Source organism: Paramaledivibacter caminithermalis DSM 15212, from assembly GCF_900142245.1.
Taxonomy (GTDB): Bacteria; Bacillota; Clostridia; order Peptostreptococcales; family Caminicellaceae; genus Paramaledivibacter; species Paramaledivibacter caminithermalis.
On the sequence record NZ_FRAG01000006.1, the window covers coordinates 36977 to 57192 of the forward strand.

General features: G+C 30.5%; 20 protein-coding genes. 5 read left to right on the forward strand and 15 right to left on the reverse strand.

Annotated features, from left to right (window positions below):
• Positions 1–260: 260 nt before the first annotated feature.
• The 6 genes from BUB36_RS03695 to BUB36_RS19570 all read right to left on the reverse strand — a co-directional run bounded on the left by BUB36_RS03695 (position 261) and on the right by BUB36_RS19570 (position 7674).
• Positions 261–1013 (reverse strand): tRNA threonylcarbamoyladenosine dehydratase, encoded by a 753-nt coding sequence (locus tag BUB36_RS03695; RefSeq protein ID WP_073147146.1) that lies wholly within the window; start codon positions 1011–1013, stop codon positions 261–263.
• A gap of 17 nt (positions 1014–1030) precedes the next feature.
• Positions 1031–3010 carry a molybdopterin-dependent oxidoreductase gene (locus tag BUB36_RS03700; RefSeq protein WP_073147148.1) on the reverse strand — a complete coding sequence of 660 codons (1980 nt, stop codon included), beginning with the start codon at positions 3008–3010 and terminating at the stop codon, positions 1031–1033.
• A 640-nt stretch (positions 3011–3650) separates the two neighbouring features.
• Positions 3651–4502: a bifunctional 5,10-methylenetetrahydrofolate dehydrogenase/5,10-methenyltetrahydrofolate cyclohydrolase gene (locus BUB36_RS03705; RefSeq protein WP_073147150.1), complete on the reverse strand. Its 852-nt coding sequence runs from the start codon at positions 4500–4502 to the stop codon at positions 3651–3653.
• 21 nt (positions 4503–4523) lie between these two features.
• A complete protein-coding gene (locus BUB36_RS03710) occupies positions 4524–6200 on the reverse strand; it encodes a formate--tetrahydrofolate ligase (RefSeq protein ID WP_073147152.1) in 1677 nt (558 codons plus the stop codon).
• A gap of 184 nt (positions 6201–6384) precedes the next feature.
• Complete coding sequence (locus BUB36_RS03715; RefSeq protein WP_073147154.1) at positions 6385–7164, reverse strand: folate family ECF transporter S component; 780 nt, start codon at positions 7162–7164, stop codon at positions 6385–6387.
• Positions 7165–7506: 342 nt separating this feature from the next.
• Positions 7507–7674, reverse strand: coding sequence for a hypothetical protein (locus BUB36_RS19570; RefSeq protein WP_165613019.1), 168 nt, complete (start codon positions 7672–7674; stop codon positions 7507–7509).
• Between the two features lie 248 nt (positions 7675–7922).
• On the opposite strand from BUB36_RS19570, the gene BUB36_RS03720 reads away from it, so the two are divergent.
• Positions 7923–8348, forward strand: coding sequence for a universal stress protein (locus BUB36_RS03720; protein ID WP_073147156.1), 426 nt, complete (start codon positions 7923–7925; stop codon positions 8346–8348).
• Positions 8349–8668: 320 nt separating this feature from the next.
• On the opposite strand, the gene BUB36_RS03725 is transcribed toward BUB36_RS03720, so the two are convergent.
• The 4 genes from BUB36_RS03725 to BUB36_RS03735 all read right to left on the reverse strand — a co-directional run bounded on the left by BUB36_RS03725 (position 8669) and on the right by BUB36_RS03735 (position 11511).
• On the reverse strand, positions 8669–9502 hold the full coding sequence (locus BUB36_RS03725) for an aminotransferase class IV (RefSeq protein ID WP_073147158.1): 834 nt from the start codon (positions 9500–9502) through the stop codon (positions 8669–8671).
• A 107-nt stretch (positions 9503–9609) separates the two neighbouring features.
• Positions 9610–9783: a hypothetical protein gene (locus BUB36_RS19575; RefSeq protein WP_165613020.1), complete on the reverse strand. Its 174-nt coding sequence runs from the start codon at positions 9781–9783 to the stop codon at positions 9610–9612.
• A 25-nt stretch (positions 9784–9808) separates the two neighbouring features.
• Positions 9809–10063, reverse strand: coding sequence for a hypothetical protein (locus BUB36_RS03730; RefSeq protein WP_073147160.1), 255 nt, complete (start codon positions 10061–10063; stop codon positions 9809–9811).
• 569 nt (positions 10064–10632) lie between these two features.
• Positions 10633–11511, reverse strand: coding sequence for a cation diffusion facilitator family transporter (locus BUB36_RS03735; protein ID WP_073147162.1), 879 nt, complete (start codon positions 11509–11511; stop codon positions 10633–10635).
• 344 nt (positions 11512–11855) lie between these two features.
• Between BUB36_RS03735 and BUB36_RS19400 the strand changes: the two genes are divergently transcribed.
• Positions 11856–12023 carry a small, acid-soluble spore protein, alpha/beta type gene (locus tag BUB36_RS19400; RefSeq protein WP_165613021.1) on the forward strand — a complete coding sequence of 56 codons (168 nt, stop codon included), beginning with the start codon at positions 11856–11858 and terminating at the stop codon, positions 12021–12023.
• 46 nt (positions 12024–12069) lie between these two features.
• Here BUB36_RS19400 and BUB36_RS03740 read toward each other — a convergent pair whose 3' ends face one another.
• Genes BUB36_RS03740 through potA form a run of 4 tightly spaced genes read right to left on the reverse strand, consistent with a single transcriptional unit; the run spans position 12070 to position 15770 of the window.
• Complete coding sequence (locus BUB36_RS03740; RefSeq protein ID WP_073147164.1) at positions 12070–13119, reverse strand: ABC transporter substrate-binding protein; 1050 nt, start codon at positions 13117–13119, stop codon at positions 12070–12072.
• Complete coding sequence (locus BUB36_RS03745) at positions 13116–13907, reverse strand: ABC transporter permease (RefSeq protein ID WP_073147166.1); 792 nt, start codon at positions 13905–13907, stop codon at positions 13116–13118. The genes BUB36_RS03740 and BUB36_RS03745 overlap by 4 nt, the downstream gene beginning before the upstream one ends.
• Positions 13901–14725, reverse strand: a complete 825-nt coding sequence (locus BUB36_RS03750; RefSeq protein WP_073147168.1) for an ABC transporter permease — start codon at positions 14723–14725, stop codon at positions 13901–13903. Before BUB36_RS03750 ends, BUB36_RS03745 begins: the two co-directional genes overlap by 7 nt.
• Positions 14715–15770 (reverse strand): spermidine/putrescine ABC transporter ATP-binding protein, encoded by a 1056-nt coding sequence (gene potA / locus BUB36_RS03755; RefSeq protein WP_073147170.1) that lies wholly within the window; start codon positions 15768–15770, stop codon positions 14715–14717. The genes BUB36_RS03750 and potA overlap by 11 nt, the downstream gene beginning before the upstream one ends.
• A gap of 581 nt (positions 15771–16351) precedes the next feature.
• Here potA and BUB36_RS03760 point away from each other — a divergent pair.
• From BUB36_RS03760 to BUB36_RS03770, 3 genes are read left to right on the forward strand one after another with little or no spacing between them, the layout of a single operon-like run.
• Positions 16352–17125 (forward strand): ABC transporter ATP-binding protein, encoded by a 774-nt coding sequence (locus BUB36_RS03760; RefSeq protein ID WP_330390402.1) that lies wholly within the window; start codon positions 16352–16354, stop codon positions 17123–17125.
• Positions 17118–17924: an ABC transporter permease gene (locus tag BUB36_RS03765; RefSeq protein WP_106406469.1), complete on the forward strand. Its 807-nt coding sequence runs from the start codon at positions 17118–17120 to the stop codon at positions 17922–17924. Before BUB36_RS03760 ends, BUB36_RS03765 begins: the two co-directional genes overlap by 8 nt.
• Before the next feature lie 21 nt (positions 17925–17945).
• Positions 17946–18380: a DUF2935 domain-containing protein gene (locus BUB36_RS03770; protein WP_073147174.1), complete on the forward strand. Its 435-nt coding sequence runs from the start codon at positions 17946–17948 to the stop codon at positions 18378–18380.
• 36 nt (positions 18381–18416) lie between these two features.
• On the opposite strand, the gene BUB36_RS03775 is transcribed toward BUB36_RS03770, so the two are convergent.
• The gene (locus BUB36_RS03775; protein WP_073147176.1) at positions 18417–19979 is read right to left on the reverse strand and encodes a zinc metalloprotease HtpX; all 1563 of its coding nucleotides are present in this window, start codon (positions 19977–19979) and stop codon (positions 18417–18419) included.
• Between the last annotated feature and the right edge of the window lie 237 nt (positions 19980–20216).

Sequence of the window (20216 nt, forward strand, 5' to 3'; positions counted from 1 at the left end):
TATTTCCTCCTAACAGTTTTTGGACAAACTCTCTTAATATAACTATATCACTTTACATATCCTTATATCAAGTCTTTATCCAAATTCAACACTTTTTTCCTAGTTTAATCGTCAAAACAAAAGCGACCAAAGTCGCTTTATGATTTTTATAAGTATTCTAATATAATATGAATTCGACATTATTTATTATTTTCCTTTTTATTATTATTGGTAATTTATTGAAATATTGTAACCCTCACATTAGAAACTAGCTTGGCAGGCTACTCTTTTAATAAATCCTTTATTACCTCAGATGCTATTATGAGTCCTGCTACAGATGGTACAAATGCAACACTACCAGGAATTTGTCTTCTTACAGTACACGTTCTTTCTTTGTTAGTACAAATACAATCCGTCTTACAGTTTGATGTTGATTCCATGGGCTTGATGGGTACTTCCTTTGAGTATACAACCTTCAGTCTTTCTACTCCCCTTTTTCTTAGTTCTTTTCTCATAACCTTTGCTAAGGGACATATGGATGTATTGTAGATATCATCAACCTCAAATCTAGTGGGATCTAACTTGTTTCCTGCTCCCATACTACTCATAATAGGTATATTTTTCTTATAACACCTTTCAATTAAATCCAGCTTAGAGCTAACCATATCTATAGCATCGACTACATAATCATAACTGTTCTTTAATAGTTTCTCAGCAGTTTGAGCTGTATAAAGTATTTTATGAGTGATTACTTCTGCTTTAGGGTTAATATCTAATATTCTTTCCTTCATTACCTCTACCTTAGCTCTACCCACTGTACTTCGAAGTGCATGTATCTGTCTGTTTATATTAGTTAAACAGATGTCATCATCATCTACCAAAATAAATTTCCCAATACCAGATCTAGCAAGCCCTTCTACTACAAAGGTTCCCACTCCACCTATTCCAAATATAGCTACTGTTTTATTTGATAATTTGTCAAGTCCTTCTTTTCCTATTAATAACTCTGTACGAGAAAAAGAATGTAATGCCATCTTTTCTGCCTCCTATATTACAGATTTTCTAATTTACAAAAACATTCATAATACGCAGCTTGCTCTCCTATATCGCTTATTTCATCGGGAGTAACAAAATTTACTGAACCACTCTTATGCCACCAGCCCTCATATATCATTATAATCCCATCGCCAATATCTTCACTAACTTCTAATTTTGCCTTTAATTCTCCATACTTAGACTTAATCTTAACTGTTTTATCAGCTTTAATATTATTTTTCTTTAAAGTCTTTGTATTTATGTACACCCTTGGTATATCTTCTTCAAAGGCAAAATGTTGTGAGTGAAGAGAATTTTTAAAGTGAGGTGTGATTAATCGTAAATCATATTCGTTTTTATTATCATTTGCTGATATATATATTGGTATAGGGCTTAAACCCTGATCTTTGGCAGTTTCTGAATACAATTCATACTTACAAGAAGGAGTATTAAACACCTTATCCTCCCATGGTATATCTCTGTCTTCTATAGTAAAAAAATTGTGCTTTAAATATTCATAACTTACATCAAAATTTTTCATCAGCGGTTCTAAAGCTCTTTTAAAAAATTCTTCCCTTTCAATATCTGGATACCCCCTCAGCTTAATTTTTCTTGCAAGGATTCTAAAAAGATCATATTCTCCCATAATACCATTAGGCGGCTTTACCACTCTATTGGAATAATTAAGATATGGTGAAAACATAGAAGAATATATGAAATCCTCTTCTTCAAGTATACTAGTTGCAGGAAGTACTAAATCCGAATATCTTACTGTATCAGTCATAAACATATCTATAACAACTTTAAAATCCACCTTATTAAAAGCCTCAATAGTTTTATTGATATTTGGAACTTGTACCAATGGATTTGATTTAGTTATAAATAAACATTTTATAGGAGGATTATCAGCTTCTAAAATAAATCTAGCTAAGTTTGCTTGAGAATAAGTTCGTCTATCCTTTACATAATCTTCACTTTTCTTAACTTCTCCACCTATATACTCTGCAATTAGTTTATTTGAATAATTAACACCTCCACCCTTTATCCCTATATTACCTGTTAAAGCCCCTAAAGCATCAATAGCTCTTACATTATTGCCACCATTTTTATATCGCTGTAGACCATAGCCAATAATTATACTTGAAGGCTTGCCTTTAGAATATCGTTCTGCTATCTCCTTGATTTTATTCCTATGAATTCCTGTAATTTCCTGAGTATACTCCAATGTGAAATCTCTAACATATTTCTTGTAGTCTTCATATCCTTTAACATTCTTTTTAATAAAATCTTCATCAATCAATTTTTTTTGAATCATATAGTTGGCAATTCCAAGGGCCAAAGCACCATCTGTAGAAGGCTTTATTCTCATATATTCTGAAACCATCTTAGCCGTTCTTGTCCTTATAGGATCTATAAGATATATATATGCACCATTTTTCTTAGCTTTCGTCAAATACTTCATTAAATGTATATTTGTATCAGCAGGATTTCTACCCCAAATAATTATCGTTTTTGAATTTATTAAATCCTCAGGAGGATGACTTTTATTCCCTCCAAAATCAATTTTTTGGGCTTCTATACCTGCACCCCAACATAAACTACCTGTATGAACAGTAGCTCCACCATAATAATTAAAGAACATCTTGTCCACTGTTTTACTAAGACCCCCATAGCCACTATCATAAAAGTGTAGAACGGCTTTGGAACCATATTCTTTCTTTATTTTATTAAGCTTTTCAGCAATCTCTTCTATAGCCTCTTGATAGCTAATATCTATCCATTTACCTTTATACTTTTTCTTAGGACTTAGTATTCTATTTGGGTGATAAACTCTTTCCAAATGCTTTCTTCCTTTTTGACATATGAAGCCCTTTGTAAGAGGATGTTCTTTATCTCCTTCTATTTTTATAATTTTTCCTTCCTTTACTGTTGCTATCATAGAACATACATCAAAGCAATCAAGAGGGCATGAAAATCTTATCTTCGTTTTAGACATTGTAAAGGCTCCTTTCAACAAACTAATTATAGCATAAAACAGTATACAGGTTTATATAGTTATTTGGGGTTAGAAACCTTCTCATCATAAAATTTCTTCAGTTATTTATAGTATATCATTTACATATAATTGTCTCTGTATTATTTTTAAATTCCACAAAAATTGCTTTTCATTAAAGCTTTTTATTAAATCTTTTATAAAAATATATAGGGTAAGAGTCGTCTATTATTTTAATTAATATCGTTACTCCTACCCTACATATTATTAAATATAAAATATGCAAAACAAGGATTTAATTCTGATTAGCATTATGTCCTTATTTTGATACTAATATTTTTTATATAAAAACTAGGTTGTTTAATAACTATTTTTACCAAAAGCAAAATGCTGTATTTTGGCTATCAAAAGTGTTTTTTATAAAAATGATTCTAATTTTATAATGTAGAGAATTAACCGAATTACCAATTTCCCAATTTAGTTATTCAACAACCTGAAAAACATGTATTTCATATTAACTAATGCTATTGACGACTCGTTAGATTCTACATATCTTAAATCGACGATAGCTTCTATCCATTAAGCACCTATCCTTTATTTTGCAGATCTTCAAAAGTCATAATCTTAATTCATACGGATATTTTTATAAATTATTTTGAAGCTTACACGCCTTGATAACATGCTTTGCTAATATTGATGTTGTGACAGATCCTACACCTCCTGGAACAGGAGTAATCATAGATGTCTTCTCTTTAACACCTTCAAAATCAACATCTCCACATAGTTTTCCATCAACAACATTAATTCCAACATCAATAACTACTGCCCCGTCCTTTACAAAATTTTCTTTTACAAAGTTGGCTCTTCCAACTGCTACAACTAATATATCAGCTCCACTTGCAACCTTTGCAGTGTTCTTTGTTTTAGAGTGACATACTGAAATAGTTGCTCTTTCATTTAAAAGCATTAAAGCGGCAGGCTTTCCAACTACATTTGAAGCTCCAATTACAGTAGCATCCTTTCCTTTTAATTTTACATCATAGAATTTTAACATTTCCATTACTGCTGTAGGAGTACATGGGGGAAATCCTGAATCGTCTCCTTCATATAATTTGCCTTCATTTACGGGACTTAAACAATCTATGTCCTTTTCAGGTGCAATTTGATATTTAATCACTTCCTCATCCAAATGCTTAGGAAGAGGTCTAAAGATTAATATACCGTGGACTTTAGCATCTTCGTTTAATTTGATTAATTCACTTATAAAATCTTCCTGAGATATCTCTAAAGGAAGTTCTATAACTTCTGATTCTATTCCGATTTTTTTACATCTTGAAATAGCTCCCTTTTCATAGGCTAAATCATCGGGTCTAGCTCCAACTCTTACTATTGAAAGCTTTGGATTTACCCCTTTACCCTTTAGCTCCTCTACCTCATTAATTAATTCTTCAGTTATTTTATCTGCAACTGGTTTTCCTTTCATTATTTGCCCCATACTATTCCTCCTAATTCAGCTTTAGAATAAGCCCGTTATTACTCCATTTTCATCTACATCTATTTTCTCAGCTGAAGGAACTTTAGGAAGCCCAGGCATCTTCATGATATCACCCGTAAGAACAACTAGGAAACCAGCACCTGCTGAAACGGTAATATTAGCAACAGTGATTTTAAATCCTTCAGGTCTTCCTAATTTTTTAGGATCATCAGATAAAGAGTATTGTGTTTTTGCCATACATATTGGTAACTCACCGAATCCTAGTTTCTCTAGGTTTTTAATCTCTTTATCTGCCTTAGATGTATATTCTACACCGTCAGCACCATATATTTTTGTAGCTATTGCATTGATTTTTTCTTTTATACTCATAGTGGTATCATATGCAAACTTAAAATTATTATTACCTTCATCGATGAGTCTTAGTAATTCTTTTGCTAGAACTTCTCCACCTTCTCCTCCTTTTGCCCATACTTCAGATAACGCTACATTCACTCCTAATTCTTTACATTTATCTTCAACTAATTTTAATTCTGCTTCTGTATCAAATGGGAAACGATTGATAGCCACAACAGCTGGAAGTCCAAAGTTTTGAGTAATATTTTCAACATGCTTCAATAAATTTGGTAAACCCTTTTCTAAAGCTTCAAGATTTTCTTTATTTAATTCACTTTTAGGAACTCCACCATTGTATTTAAGTGCTCTTACTGTAGCTACAATAACTACTGCATCAGGTTTAAATCCTGCCATACGGCATTTTATGTCAAGGAATTTTTCTGCTCCAAGGTCTGCACCAAATCCAGCCTCTGTTACTACATAATCAGCAAAATGTCTTGCCATTCTTGTTGCCATCAATGAGTTACATCCATGGGCAATATTTGCAAATGGTCCACCATGTATAAATGCTGGTGTTCCTTCTAAGGTTTGCACTAGATTAGGCTTTAAAGCATCCTTAAGCAGTGCTGCCATAGCTCCCTGTGCATTTAGATCGCTTGCTGTTACTATTTCCCCTTTGCGATTATATGCCACTACTATACGTGCCAATCTTTCCTTCAAATCTGAAATATTCTTTGACAAACAAAATGCCGCCATTACTTCTGATGCAACGGTTATATCAAAGCCATCTTCCCTCGGTACTCCATTTCCTTTTCCCCCTAGACCGTTAGTTATTTTTCTAAGCTGACGGTCATTCATATCTACTGTTCTTCTCCACACTATTCGTCTAACATCTATATCCAATGCATTTCCTTGATGAATATGGTTGTCAAGCATTGCTGCAAGTAGGTTGTTGGCAGCACCTATAGCATGTATATCTCCAGTAAAGTGAAGATTTATGTCTTCCATTGGAACTACTTGTGAATATCCACCTCCTGCTGCTCCACCCTTTACTCCAAATACAGGCCCAAGTGATGGCTCTCTTAAAGCTACTATTGTGTTTTTGCCTAATCTTGAAAGTGCATCAGCCACACCTATAGTTGTAGTAGTTTTACCTTCTCCTGCTGGGGTAGGATTAACAGCTGTTACTAAAATCATTTTTGCATCTTTGCTTTCAGTTTTCTTTAATACATTATAATCTACCTTCGCCTTATATTTGCCATATAGGTCTATATCATCCTCTGTTAATCCTAGTTTTTCAGCTATCTCTCTAATATCCTTAAGTGTTGCTTCTTGAGCTATTTCAATATCCGATTTAAATGTCATTTCAATTCCCCCTCATAAGTAAAATTTATTTAAATTTTTATATCATCTATAGTTCTGCACTTTTCTATAGAACAATTAAAATGCTAAGTTTTTTATTTTATGATAAATAACTTGAAATCAATGATTTTCGCAAAAAGTGCAAAACTTCAGATATCATATATATTATATACTATTTTCTTAAAATTTAATATTTTAGACCATTTGAAAACCTTATAAAAGAGTATAGTATAAATGTATCTACTGGAATAGTAATAAAACTAGAAATTATTCTAGTTGGCAGGAAAATAATATATCCTTTATTAAAGAGAATAGCAAGCCATAGGCTGTTTAAAACTATAGAAACAATTAATGTAGACAAAGTTACAATAAAAAATATCTTATCTAAAGAATATATCTTTTGTGATTTCATTTTTAATTTACCCATTAATATTGGAATTAAAATATAGACAAACACTATAACGATATACAAAACAATAAATATAACCGATAATTTCTTATCTTGATAATATATCCATCCATTTTTTAAAACTAATAACTGTTTAACAAAAAGGGCTTTCACAACAGCTACAGCTAACACTATTACTGTGGCTGTATTTATAATATTAAAATTAAACCTTATTTCATTAGATCTAATTCCCATATAAACGATACCAGGTATTACACCTCTAAGTGCAGCACTTAATGTGAAACCAGGAAAATATGCACCACCCATGGGATTTATCATAAATCCTAATAGATCCGCAGCTACTCCTGTTAATGCACCTGCTAAAGGTCCAAATAAAATTCCAGCTGTATATATCGGAATCGAACCAAAACTTATTCTTAGCCCAGAAACACCTGCAATTGGAAGCATTATTCCAAAAAATCTTGTTAAAATAACGCTTAGTCCAACAAGTAGCCCTGAACCTACTAAAACTTTTGTACTTAAAAGTTTATTCTTATGGGTTATTAATTGTTCCTTCATTATTTTCCTCCTTTTCTTTAGTATGAATTTCTTATATCATACTAAAAAAAAGTCTCTAATTCGTCAATAGCTAATTTATATTTTTTGTAATGAAAGGAAAAGCTTATGCCAATTTTAACTAACCAATTAATCATGTATTATATAGATATTCCAGTAAAACAGTTAATTTATACACATCAAAATTCCTTAAAAACTCTGGATATTTTGATATGTATAAATATGCAATGTTTCTGGGCATTTTGAACATGTATAAATTAAAGTATTTACTTAAATTTCTATAGTAATTTTAATAAATCATGAAAAAACCTTTCTATATATCCTAGAAAGGTTTTTCCCTTTTTCCTACTCAAAATTTTGGCGTTTTTCTCTTAAAAACTCAATCTTATTTTTGGTTATATATGCATATTGTTCTTCATCTATTCTTCCATTTCTTTTTAATTCGTCTGCAATTTCTATAAATTTCTCAACCAATAACACCAGTTCCCTCAATTCGTCCCCATTGTCAATCATTTGCATAAATCCCCCAAATAATTTAATAGCAATATCATTAGATTATCATTTAGTTATATATTATACACATTTTTTAGAAATCCTTCTTTTTTTATGTTATTTTTATGTTAATTTTTTTTTTAACATAAAATTATATGCTTTTTCTACTTGACAACTTAACGAATTTATACTTAATAAATTATTTTTTAAACTTATTTCATAACTATGCTTTAAATAATAATATATATACATTTTAGGAGGTATTACTTATGAAAAAGATATTTCTACTCATTGACGGTTCAGAAATATGCCCTAAAGCCTATGAGCATGCTAAGAAAATCGCTGAAAAATTTGACTCACAAATAATTATATTCAATGCACAAGACTTAACTCCACCCTTCGGATGGTTATATAATCCTGTTATCTTAAAAAACGAAAAAAGTAATCCTCAAAAAATTGCAAAAAGAATTGTTGAAGATGAAAAAAAATCCTTTAATGGAACGGGTATAAAAGTAACTACTGAAACAGCTTTAGGAGATCCTGCCGTTACTATTTTAGAAACAGTTGAGAAAAAAGATTGTGATTTAATTATAATGTTTACCCATGGGATGTCAAGGAGTAAAAGGTTTCTAATTGGAAGTGTTACAAATAAGATGGTTCTTCATTCTAAGATTCCTGTGTTGGTTATAAGATAGAATAGAGATGACTGCCGATGCGCTTTAAGTTTCAAGTTCCATTTTGCAACTAGGGTCTTTCTAGCAAGTTTTAAAAGAAAACAATTTGCACCGATATTTTACTGTTAATAGCTTATAATTCCTTGTATCAATTGAAATAACTTTGTTCAACCCATAAAATTTCTTCAAAATATGTTTGAGTTCCTATACAACAAGACAAAAGGTTTTTAACAAAACTGAAGCTTAATGCATGCTGAAAAGGAGTAAGCAGAAGGTGGTATATAGAAATACATGAACATTTCTCCTTTTCAGCAACAGCAAAAAAATTGGCTGTATTTTTATTAAATATTTTTTCTTTTTTTTATATAATCTGTTTTATCCCTTTCATATATTCCCATAACTTTGATAATAATATCGTTTTTAGATGAGTTAAAGCTTATATTACCTATACTCTTTATGGGAAGCACATTAATAGAAGTCCCTGTTATAAAAGCTGCATCGTATTCTTTTAAACTATCTACTGCAATTTTTCGCTGAACAACACCTATGTCCTGCATCTTACATAGTTCCATTATTTTTGAACGTGTAACTCCAAGTAAAACATCATTCGCTGGAGAAGTAAATAATTTTTCATCCTTTACAAAAAATACGTTTGATCGGCTTCCTTCTGTTATCTGGTTATTGTCATTTACAAGTAAAGCTTCAAATGCATTTTGTTCTTTTAATTCTATATTTATCATTTGTCTAAGGTGCTGGTTGAAGGTTTTAACATTTGGATTTTTTCTTTCACTTTGATAAAGTATAGTATGTATACCCTCCTCATACATTTCTTTAGATGGATAAAAACTCCTTATAAAATATAGATATATATTTCCAAACCCTTCCTCATCACCAATACATAATATCTTTATATTTCCATTATACTCCTTATTTATTTCTATTAGTTTGATAATTTCATAGGTTAATTCCTTATCACTTTTATCAATGTTCTCATTAAGAATCTGAGCAGATTTTCTCAGTCTTGTAATATGCTCTTCTAAATATAAAGGAATACCTTCTATTATTCTTATCACTTCATATATAGATTTTTTTTCACTTTTAGATATATTAATTTCTGCACTAGAATAAATTTTACTATTATAGATAACATAATCTAAGATGGATTCTTTTACCATAAAAACACCTCCATTTCTATTATATATCCTATCACATCTATAGGACAACATATATTTAAACTAAAAAAGACACTACTTTATTAAATAGCATCTTTTTTTTATAGCTTCTAGTATTCTATACTATCTCCTCTTCTGCATTTTTTTACATTTCCCTCAAACATACAATTCTTTTCTATATTTTTTATATTGCTTAGTTCTCTACTGTTCGACAAAGATATATATTGGGGAGAAAAATATTCATCAATCATTTTTTCAACACGTCTACTTTCATTAATTCTCATTTACAATCACCCTTTTTTAATATATTTATTCATTAAGCAAATCTAATTCTTCTTCAACATCCTTTAGTCCCTTTAAAATGGCTACCATATTATGATAATTTTTATCTATTTTCTCACTTTCTAATATAAAATCATTAGTTAAAACACTCTTTGGATAATTTTCTTTCAAGTATGAAAGACTTTTATTTATCCATCTATTATTCTTTTCATTAAATTCTTTTCTATTAGTAAATTTTTTTTCTATTTTTTCACCTTCATTAATTAATTTACTTAATCTCATATATCTAATTCCTTTCTTTATTTATGTTAAATTTAAATAAAATTTGTTTTGTATTACATTTTCATAGTTTTTACTATAGATATTCCAGTAAAATAGTTAATTTATGCACATCAAAATTCCTTAAAAACTCTGGACATTTTGATATGTATAAATTAAGTTTTACTATTGGAAATCTACATAACAAATTATATTATTATTATTATCTCAAATGAAAAATGCTAATATAATTATTAAAAATTTCCAAAAACAAAGGCGTCTTAAGACGCCTCAGATTGTAGACAAAGTCTACAAGATGACAGGCTTTGAAAAAAGTCCAAGTTCAAGGCACGCCAAAATTGAGTAGCGGAGCTTGCTAAGATGGCAAGTGAGCAACGGAAATTTTGGCAGCAACGCAGAAATTGGGCTTTTGTCAACAGCCCAAGGCGTCTTAAGACGCCTTCTAGTTACAAGTTCCATGTTCGCAGTTGCAAGTGCTAGGGTCTTTTGGTAAATTTTAGAAGAAAACAATGAAAGCTCTTACATTTTTTCTTTGGAATTTGTTAAACCCTTAAGTTGTTTATCTCTAAATATTATCTTTCCCCAAAAGGATTTACATGCACCATACAATGTTTAACTTTTTTTATCTGTTTCTCAATTTTATAATGGACATTTTCAGCAATATCATGGGCTTGAGATACTGATAAATCTTTACTAACAGAAATTTCTACATCAGCATATAATTTATTGGCATGTATCCTTGTCTTTAATTCATCTATTTGAATAACGCCTTCGGTTTCAAGTATTATTTTTCTTATATCATCTATAGTCTCTTCGTCGGCAGCTGAATCAATTAATTCTTTAATAGATTGAAGGTAAATATCTATAGCAACCTTCGCAACAAATACACTAATGATAACAGCTGCTATAGAATCTAATATGGGATATCCCAATATAGCTCCAGTAACACCTAATAAACTACCCACCGAGGATAATGCATCGCTGCGATGATGCCATGCGTCGGCGAGTAGCGCTGAGCTATCTATTTTTTTTGCTCCCTTAACTGTATATCTATACATCCACTCCTTAACTATAATAGAAAAAACAGCAGCATATATGGTAATCTTTTCTGGAATCGTGTAGTTTCCTTGAATAATGTTTTTTATACCATTGTATCCCATAAATAAAGCTGTTATCAATAATATATTTGCTAGAATTTTCCCCATAACTGGCTCTATTTTTTCATGTCCATAGGGGTGATTTTCATCATCTTCCTTGTTAGCAAGTCTTATTCCTATTAAGGCAACTATCGTGCTAAATACATCGGATAATGAATGAAATCCATCGGCAATAACCGCATTACTTTTTCCTATAAAGCCTACAATAACCTTTATTACCGATAATATAATATTAGCTATTATTGTAACCACAGATATTCTATTTGCTATTTTAATTCTTTGCTCATTATTCATTATTTCACCCCATAATTGTAAATTCAAAATTTATAACACATTTTATGTACTTTCAATTGATAATTAATTTTGTTTATATAGTATATTATATTAACTTGTTTACTAATTTGCAACACTTTTTTTAGATATATCCTATCATTTGATAATGATATTCATTAAATTCCAACTTTGATTATATAATATTTATTATTCCCAAATGAATCTAAACAACTAAAAAGATTTAGACATTCAAATACCAATTAATATAATTATATTCACAAATAGATAATATTTACATGTATTATCAAAAAACAAATGTAAAAAATAATATTAGTTTTATACTACAAAATAAAGGAGGATTTCCTATGGCTAACAAAAAAATTGATAGAAATGCTAGAAAAGCTTTAAATGAATTTAAATATGAAATGTCTACTGAATTGGAATTGAATGACTCTAATAAAATTTACAAGACTAATACTAGTAAAATAAGTAAAAAGGCTAATAAACGTATGCGTAATACTAATAAATTTTAAAGATACAAACCTCCTTCATCTCATTGAAGGAGGTTTGTATTATATACTATTTTGCAGCTTTTATTTCAGTCCAAATACGGTCATATATTTTTACCATATCCCCTAAATCCCTATAAACTTCACATTTTTCAAGTATGTCATCACTTGGATAAGCCACTGGATCATTTGCAACTTTGGGGTCTAACATTTTCTTTGCTTCAGTATGTGGAGTAGAGTATCCTATATAATTAGTATTCTTTAATGCTATCTCTGTTTCACACATAAAATTTATAAACATCTCAGCTTCTTTTTTGTGTTTTGATGTCTTAGGTATAACCATAGCATCCACAAAGAAGTTACTTCCTTCCTCTGGTACAACATAGGCTAAATCTGGATTTTGCTCTATCATAACAACAGCGTCACCAGCCCATACTACTGCTAAAGCTGCCTCTCCACTTATCATTTTATCCTTTACTTCATCAACAACATATGCCAAAACCAATGGTTTTTGCTTTATAAGCTCCTGCTTCGCTTCTTCTAGCTCATCTAGATTATTTGTATTTAAAGAATATCCTAGTTTTTGCAATGCAACTCCTATAGTTTCTCTTTGGCTGTCCTGCATAAGGATTTGCTTTGCATATTTTTCATCCCATAATATATCCCAGCTGTTGACAGGCTCCTTTACCATAGTTTTATTATATAAAATTCCTACGGTTCCCCACATATAAGGCACAGAATATTCATTAGTAGGGTCATATTCTAGGTTTTTGAATTTGTCATCAATATATTTGTAGTTTGGTACATTATCAAAATCAATCTTTAAAAGCATATCTTCTTCAATCATCTTACTTATCATATAATCCGATGGAATAGCTACATCATAGTTAACAGCCCCTGGCTTTATTTTTTGATACATAGCTTCATTGGTCTCAAACAATTCATAATTAACATTTATACCATATTTTTCTTCAAATTCTCCGATTACACTTTTGTCAATATATTCTCCCCAGTTATAAACGTTAATGGTAACCTTTTTTTCCCCTTGACATGCAGTTAAGGAAATAATCATAAGCACAGAAAAAGAAATCAAAAGACATTTCTTAATTAATTTTTTCAAATCACATCTTCCTTCCTTTGTGAATTTTTATTTGTTCTACTGTTTATTATAAAAAGTAGGGACAAAACAGTAATAAACATTAATGTTGAGAGGGCATTAATTTTAGGCTTTATACCTCTTCTGGCCATTGAATAAATGATGATAGATAAATTAGAGACACCAGACCCTGTAGTAAAAAAGCTTATGACAAAATCATCTATAGAAAGTGTAAATGCAAGTAATGCTCCTGTAATTATTCCAGGCATAATCTCAGGTATTATAACTTTCCATAGGGCATACCACGGTGTAGCTCCAAGGTCTAGAGCTGCTTCGTATAAATTATTATCAAGCTGTTTAAGCTTCGGAAGCACTGATAATATTACATAGGGAATATTAAATGTAATATGGGCAATAAGCAATGTCATAAATCCTAATGGCAATTTAATAAAGATAAATAGAATCATTAATGAAATTCCCGTTACAATATCAGCGTTTAATACTGGTATATATGTTAAATTCATAACAATATTCTTCTGTTTTCTATTCATACTATATATTCCTATGGCTGCAGCGGTTCCTATTAGTGTAGCAATGATAGAAGAGGTAACTGCAACGGTTATAGTATAGTAAAGTGCCGACATTATTTGGGAATCTTTAAATAATGCACCATACCACTTTAGTGTAAAACCCCCCCAACTGCCCCGTGACTTTGAATTGTTAAATGAGAATATTATTAAAATAAGGATAGGAGCATATAAGAACAAATAAATCAAAAAACTATAAAGCTTCTTTAAAAATCGATTTACCATAATCCTACTCCCTCCTTGTCTTTACCGTATTTGCTCATAACAAGGGAGCTAAGAAGTATCAGTATAAGCATAAGTATAGATATTGCAGAACCAAAATTCCAGTCTCCTGCACTTAAAAATTGTTGTTCAATAAGATTTCCTATTAAAGTAAACTGCCCTCCACCTAGCAACCTCGAAATTACAAAGGTTGTGATGGCAGGCATAAACACCATAATAAATCCAGAGATTACACCTGGTAAACTTAATGGCAATGTAATCTTTAAAAATACTTCTGATTCATTAGCTCCTAAATCCTGAGCAGCTTCGATCAAGCTTTTATCTATTTTAACTAGTACAGAATATATTGGAAGCACCATAAATGGTAGAAAGTTATATACCATACCTAATACCACTGCTACATTGGTATACATAATATTTAGTGTAGGCAGTTGTAATAATTTTAATAATTTATTTATCAATCCGCTTCGTTCTAAAAGCGACATCCATGAGTAGGTTCTAAGCAAAAAGTTCATCCACATTGGGATCACAAAAAATAGTACCATCATATTTCTATGGCGTACTGGCGCCTTAGCTATAATCATAGCCATAGGATATCCTAAGACCAAGCATATAAGCGTGCTGATAAGTGCCAAGTTCATGGAATGTATCAATACATTAATATATAAGGGATCAAAAAAACGTTTATAGTGCTGTAGGGTAAAGGCTAAACCTGTATCGCTTTTATAGGTTACACTATAGGATAACACTAAAAGTATAGGAATCACAATAAATAGTATCATCCATACAATATAAGGATAGGCAATCAATTTATTCTTCATCCTTTACCCTCTCCTTCTTCATTATATGTATATCATTAGGCTCTATTATAAGCCCTACCTGTTTACCTACTGGTGCCATTTTAGTACTATGTATTTTAAACAAGTGATTACCGCTTTTTACTATCATTTCATAGTGAACGCCTTTAAATATTACAGATTGTACCATACCAACTAGCATCCCTTCATCAGAGCCTACTACTTTAATATCCTCGGGACGAATAACTACATCAACATTTTCTTTCTTTCCAAAGCCTTTATCTACACATCTAAATTTACATCCAGCAAATTCAACTAAAAAGTCTTCATGCATAATTCCATCAACTATTGTACTTTCTCCGATGAAATCAGCAACGAATGCATTTTCAGGTTCGTTGTAAATATCCTCTGGAGTTCCTATTTGCTGTAATCTACCATCCTTCATAACTATAATTTTATCGGACATAGTAAGGGCTTCTTCCTGATCATGGGTAACAAATATAAAGGTAATTCCAAGTCTTTGCTGTATACGTTTAAGCTCAATCTGCATTCCCTTGCGCAGCTTTAAGTCCAATGCCCCCAAGGGTTCATCCAACAAAAGAACATCAGGTTCATTTATTAAGGCTCTAGCTATTGCAATTCTTTGCTGCTGTCCACCGCTTAATGAGTCTATGGAACGTTTTTCAAATCCCTTTAAATTAACTAGGGACAACATCTCTTTAACCTTTTTATCTATAAGACTTTTATTCATCTTCTTTACCTTTAAACCAAATGCAATATTATCATAAACATCCATATGAGGAAAAAGTGCATATTTTTGAAAAACAGTATTCACTTTTCGCTTATACGGAGGAAGGTCTGCAATATTTGTATCTTCAAATAAAATTTCCCCTGACGTTGGATGTTCAAAGCCACCTATAAGTCTGAGCGTAGTAGTTTTACCGCAACCACTTGGTCCAAGCAATGTTACAAACTCATTCCTACGAACATAAAAATTCATATCAATTAAAGCTTTATGTTCTCCAAAATATTTACAAACATTTTTGAGTTCAATAATATTCAGGGTCATCTATCTACCTCCTTTAAATAAATAATCATATATAGATATTCAACCTGATAACTTGATTTATACATTTTTTATTTCTTGCAATTAAAATTGATTAACCTATAAAAAAATTATAGTATAATTTAAAGCTTTGACTGGAATCTCTATATTATACACCTACTATAAATTCTTATAGCTTAATATTATAGCTTAATATTAAAATTAGTATTAAAATACATACACATTTATACTAAACTTTTTGTTTAGATTAACTAAACTTATTCCAGAAGAATTATATATGATTTTAGACCCAATTGTCAATATAAAATAGGCTTTAGTATATAAGTTTTTTTAAGTGCTAAAGAGGATATAAAATTACTAAAATAAACTTAAGTATTTTCCTATAAACTCAAGTTTTATTATAGATAAACAACCTTAAAAATTATAATAAATTGCAAAAAAATAAATGGATGCTTCTGCATTTTTTTTTGTAATTTATTAAACCTTGAAGTTGTTTATCTCTAATTTGTTATATAACTTTTTCACAAATTTAAATCTCAGGAATAAAATATATTATGACTTTTTTTTGATGGGAGGACATGAAGTTGCCTGATAAAGTAGTTGATATACAAAATGTATCTAAAATATATCATACATTGGATGGAGAAACCTTGGCTATGAGCAATCTTTCTCTATCAGTATATGAAGGTGAAATAGTATCTATAGTTGGTCCAAGTGGCTGCGGTAAAACTACTCTGTTATCTTTAATCGCAGGACTTATAAAGCCATCCTCTGGAAAAATATTTATTAATGGAGAAGAAGTAAAAAAGTATGATAAAAAGATAGGCTATATGTTTCAGAATGATAATCTATTTGAATGGCGTACTATCCTCAAAAACGTCCTTATAGGTCTTGAGGTGCAAAATAATCTTAAGGAAAAAAACATTTCAAAAGTTGAAAAATTACTTGATACTTACGGTTTAAAGGATTTTAAAAACCATTATCCACGTCAGCTTTCTGGAGGTATGAGACAAAGAGTAGCCCTTATAAGAACGCTTTCCACTCAACCAGAAATCCTGCTCCTAGATGAACCCTTTTCAGCATTAGATTATCAGACTCGGCTTAAAGTGGCAGATGAGATTGGAACTATACTCAAAAAAGAAAAAAAGACAGCTATATTGGTTACACATGATATTTCAGAAGCTATATCTATGGCAGATAGAGTTATTGTTCTTTCAAATCGACCTGCAAAGGTTAAATCTACACACAATATAAAACTTACGCTAGATGTAATAAGAACCCCTTTAACATCAAGAAAGGCTCCAGAATTCAAAGATTATTTTAACGTGATTTGGAAGGAGCTTGATATACATGTCTAATAATAATTATTCAAAGGAACATATAAAGTTTTTGCAAAACATAAAAAAGCAAAAAAGAGTTATTTTCATTACCCAGATATCCATACTTATTATATTCTTTGCACTTTGGGAATTGCTGGCGAAGCTTCAACTTATAGATACGTTTCTTACCAGCTATCCATCTCAAATGTGGAAGCTATTTTTAAAGCTATCTACCAGCGGGTCATTATTTATGCATATAGGAGTAAGTGTATTTGAAACCGTTGTTGGATTTATTTTAGGAACAGTTTTTGGAACATTGGTGGCTGTGCTCTTATGGTGGTCTGACTTTATTTCTAGAGTATTAGATCCATATATGGTCATCTTAAATGCTCTGCCTAAAACCGCATTGGCTCCAATAATTATTGTCTGGGCAGGTGCCGGAATATCGGGTATTATAGTTACTGCGTTAATGGTTTCCTTAGTAGTTACAGTGCTTGGCGTATACGGTGGCTTTAAAGAGGTTGATTCTGACAAAATTAAAATGCTTGAAACCTTCGGAGCAAAAAAATATCAAATTCTACAAAAGGTAATAATACCTGCTAGCATACCTACAATAATAAATGCTCTTAAAATAAATGTAGGCTTATCCTGGGTCGGTGTAATCGTAGGAGAATTTTTAGTTTCAAGAGCAGGTATAGGTCATCTTATAGTTTACGGAAGTCAAATCTTTAAACTGGATCTAGTTATGACAAGTGTAATAATATTGGCTGTTTTAGCTGGGCTAATGTATCAAGGGGTTGCTTATATCGAAAAAAAATTACTAATCTGGCGTCGATAATACAATGCAGGAGGTGAAAAAATGTATTGTTACACCATCATAAATAACCTAAAATGTGTTTTATCGGAACTTGAAACTTGGTCTAAAGACTCAATGGAACATCATACATTTATACTAAAGTTTGCTGATTGTAGAAATATAAGGCTAGGCTATAATCTAACTAATGAAATAAGAGAATCAAGACGGTATTTTAAGGAATTCAATGAAGAAATCAATGATGTAATAGCAGAATATGAAAGTATTTCATCATATAACCATTATGCAAAATTACTTAGGGAAATAAAACGATTATTACAACGATTTATTAAATATGATAAAAAATTTCTATCAATCTTAAAAGATTTGCAAACAATAGGTAGACGGGACAATATTTGGCAGACATTAATTGACCATATATTTGATGAGCAAAAATATTCATTTAGATTAATGAAGAATTTAAAAAGACAGCTTAATTAAAGTGAAGAGAGCAGGATTAAACTGCTCTCCCAATTTTTAAAAAATAAAAGCTATTATAATCCCTGCTGCTATAAATACATATCCTAAAATCTGCTTTAAAATAAAGTTAAAGGATCTAATCTTTTTTCCATCTTCAATGATGTATCTACAAACAAAATATGGTCTAATTCCCCTCTTGTACCATCCTATCACCTTAACATCCTTTTCCATAATTTCTTCTGCTTTGAAAACGCCAAATAAGAATTCCAATATCCTTAAAGGCTGTCTGTAATCAATAAACATAATACCAGTATCATCGTCTATTACTAAATCTTCACTACAAAATAAACCAGGTATTCCTCTCCCAATAATTTTGCCTTTTAAAATAGCTGGCACACCTTTAATAGGCGATGCATCTTCTCTACTCAGCAAATCGAGTACTTTATATTCTTTATGCCCATTACTATAGCAGTAATAATATTTTATCAATATACAAACTCCGATGAAGGAAATATATAGAGGATTACTTATTAAATTATCTATCAAAACATCAAAAATACCACATTTCAATATGTTTTCTGTTTGGGCAAAAAATAATATTGTAGCTGCAAAAATCCAAGGTAATAGATTTATAAATACATCAAAAGAAAATCTTTTAATATCTTCTATTGATAATTTAGAATCGTCAATTTTTTCTCCAGTCAATGCCATTATTCTTTTTGCTGTTAAAGGGTGAGTAGAATTAATTTCGTACCACTTCCCCCAAATATTCTTAACATCCCATCTCATCAAAGTTTTATTAATTTTATCTTTCATATCTAATTTATACGTAGTAAAAAGCAAAGCATCATTTTGAACATTGTTGGTAAATGCCATTGCGGATACCCTTGGTTCCTCATTCTCCTCACGACTTGCTGTCCCATAAGCGATTTTTATAAGGGCACTCTTTAATTTTTCTCCACTTCCCATTAGCTTTTTTGAAAAACTATCTGCATAATATTCTCTTATTCTAGAAAATGATAGGACAAAGAAGCCACTTAAAATATAAACTGCATAAGCCCCTAATCCTACTAAGTAAGTCCCATTTGATTTATTGTTTTTAGTTCTTATATATATCTGATAAAGTATCATTGGTATCAAGGATACAATTGTCATAGTGATAAAATCATAATGTTTTATATGCCCTATTTCATGGGCTATTACTGCCTTCAATTCTTCCTTATCTAATACCGATATTAATCCAGTAGTAACAACTAATCTAGCATCCTTAGGAAAATGTCCATATGTAAAAGCATTTGGATTTCCATCATTTATTATTCCAATTCTAGGTTTTGATATATTCATATCCTTGCATGTTTTCTCTATAAACTCCAAAACCTCATGTCCTATAGATTCTTCTATTAATTTAAGGTCATCATATTTAACACTATATATAATATCTATAATCCATGGAGCCAATAAAAACTGAATACCTACTATAATAACAGATACTCCAATACCATACCAAAGATCTAAATTCAACTTCCAAATTATAGCTGTAGAAGCTGCAAATACAACCCCTAGCAATAGTATCATAAGAATTAAAGATTTCCTTAACATCAATTTATAATAATTTTTCATGCCATGCCCTCCTTACGTACATTGTCACTTCAATTAAAACTAAAACCTTTATAAAACTTTTATTTCCATTCATATTTTGTTACATATAATTACCTAAAATAGAATTTTATCAAATTAATTCTAGTTATCATATATTTTAAGACATTTATAAATATGATTCAATAGAATAGCAAAATATTTATTCCATAAATTTTAAATGTACTATTTTTGTTTCATATTTGGAATAAAAGACTTTAA

Coding starts and splice junctions, on each gene's coding strand:
- BUB36_RS03730 (WP_073147160.1), bottom strand. CDS start 10,063: ATGAGATTAAGTAAATTAATTAATGAAGGTGAAAAAATAGAAAAAAAA.
- BUB36_RS03765 (WP_106406469.1), top strand. CDS start 17,118: ATGTCTAATAATAATTATTCAAAGGAACATATAAAGTTTTTGCAAAAC.
- BUB36_RS03745 (WP_073147166.1), bottom strand. CDS start 13,907: ATGGTAAATCGATTTTTAAAGAAGCTTTATAGTTTTTTGATTTATTTG.
- BUB36_RS03770 (WP_073147174.1), top strand. CDS start 17,946: ATGTATTGTTACACCATCATAAATAACCTAAAATGTGTTTTATCGGAA.
- BUB36_RS03695 (WP_073147146.1), bottom strand. CDS start 1,013: ATGGCATTACATTCTTTTTCTCGTACAGAGTTATTAATAGGAAAAGAA.
- BUB36_RS03715 (WP_073147154.1), bottom strand. CDS start 7,164: ATGAAGGAACAATTAATAACCCATAAGAATAAACTTTTAAGTACAAAA.
- BUB36_RS03710 (WP_073147152.1), bottom strand. CDS start 6,200: ATGACATTTAAATCGGATATTGAAATAGCTCAAGAAGCAACACTTAAG.
- BUB36_RS19400 (WP_165613021.1), top strand. CDS start 11,856: ATGGCTAACAAAAAAATTGATAGAAATGCTAGAAAAGCTTTAAATGAA.
- BUB36_RS03720 (WP_073147156.1), top strand. CDS start 7,923: ATGAAAAAGATATTTCTACTCATTGACGGTTCAGAAATATGCCCTAAA.
- BUB36_RS19570 (WP_165613019.1), bottom strand. CDS start 7,674: ATGATTGACAATGGGGACGAATTGAGGGAACTGGTGTTATTGGTTGAG.
- BUB36_RS03735 (WP_073147162.1), bottom strand. CDS start 11,511: ATGAATAATGAGCAAAGAATTAAAATAGCAAATAGAATATCTGTGGTT.
- BUB36_RS03750 (WP_073147168.1), bottom strand. CDS start 14,725: ATGAAGAATAAATTGATTGCCTATCCTTATATTGTATGGATGATACTA.
- BUB36_RS19575 (WP_165613020.1), bottom strand. CDS start 9,783: ATGAGAATTAATGAAAGTAGACGTGTTGAAAAAATGATTGATGAATAT.
- BUB36_RS03725 (WP_073147158.1), bottom strand. CDS start 9,502: ATGGTAAAAGAATCCATCTTAGATTATGTTATCTATAATAGTAAAATT.
- potA (WP_073147170.1), bottom strand. CDS start 15,770: ATGACCCTGAATATTATTGAACTCAAAAATGTTTGTAAATATTTTGGA.
- BUB36_RS03705 (WP_073147150.1), bottom strand. CDS start 4,502: ATGGGGCAAATAATGAAAGGAAAACCAGTTGCAGATAAAATAACTGAA.
- BUB36_RS03700 (WP_073147148.1), bottom strand. CDS start 3,010: ATGTCTAAAACGAAGATAAGATTTTCATGCCCTCTTGATTGCTTTGAT.
- BUB36_RS03775 (WP_073147176.1), bottom strand. CDS start 19,979: ATGAAAAATTATTATAAATTGATGTTAAGGAAATCTTTAATTCTTATG.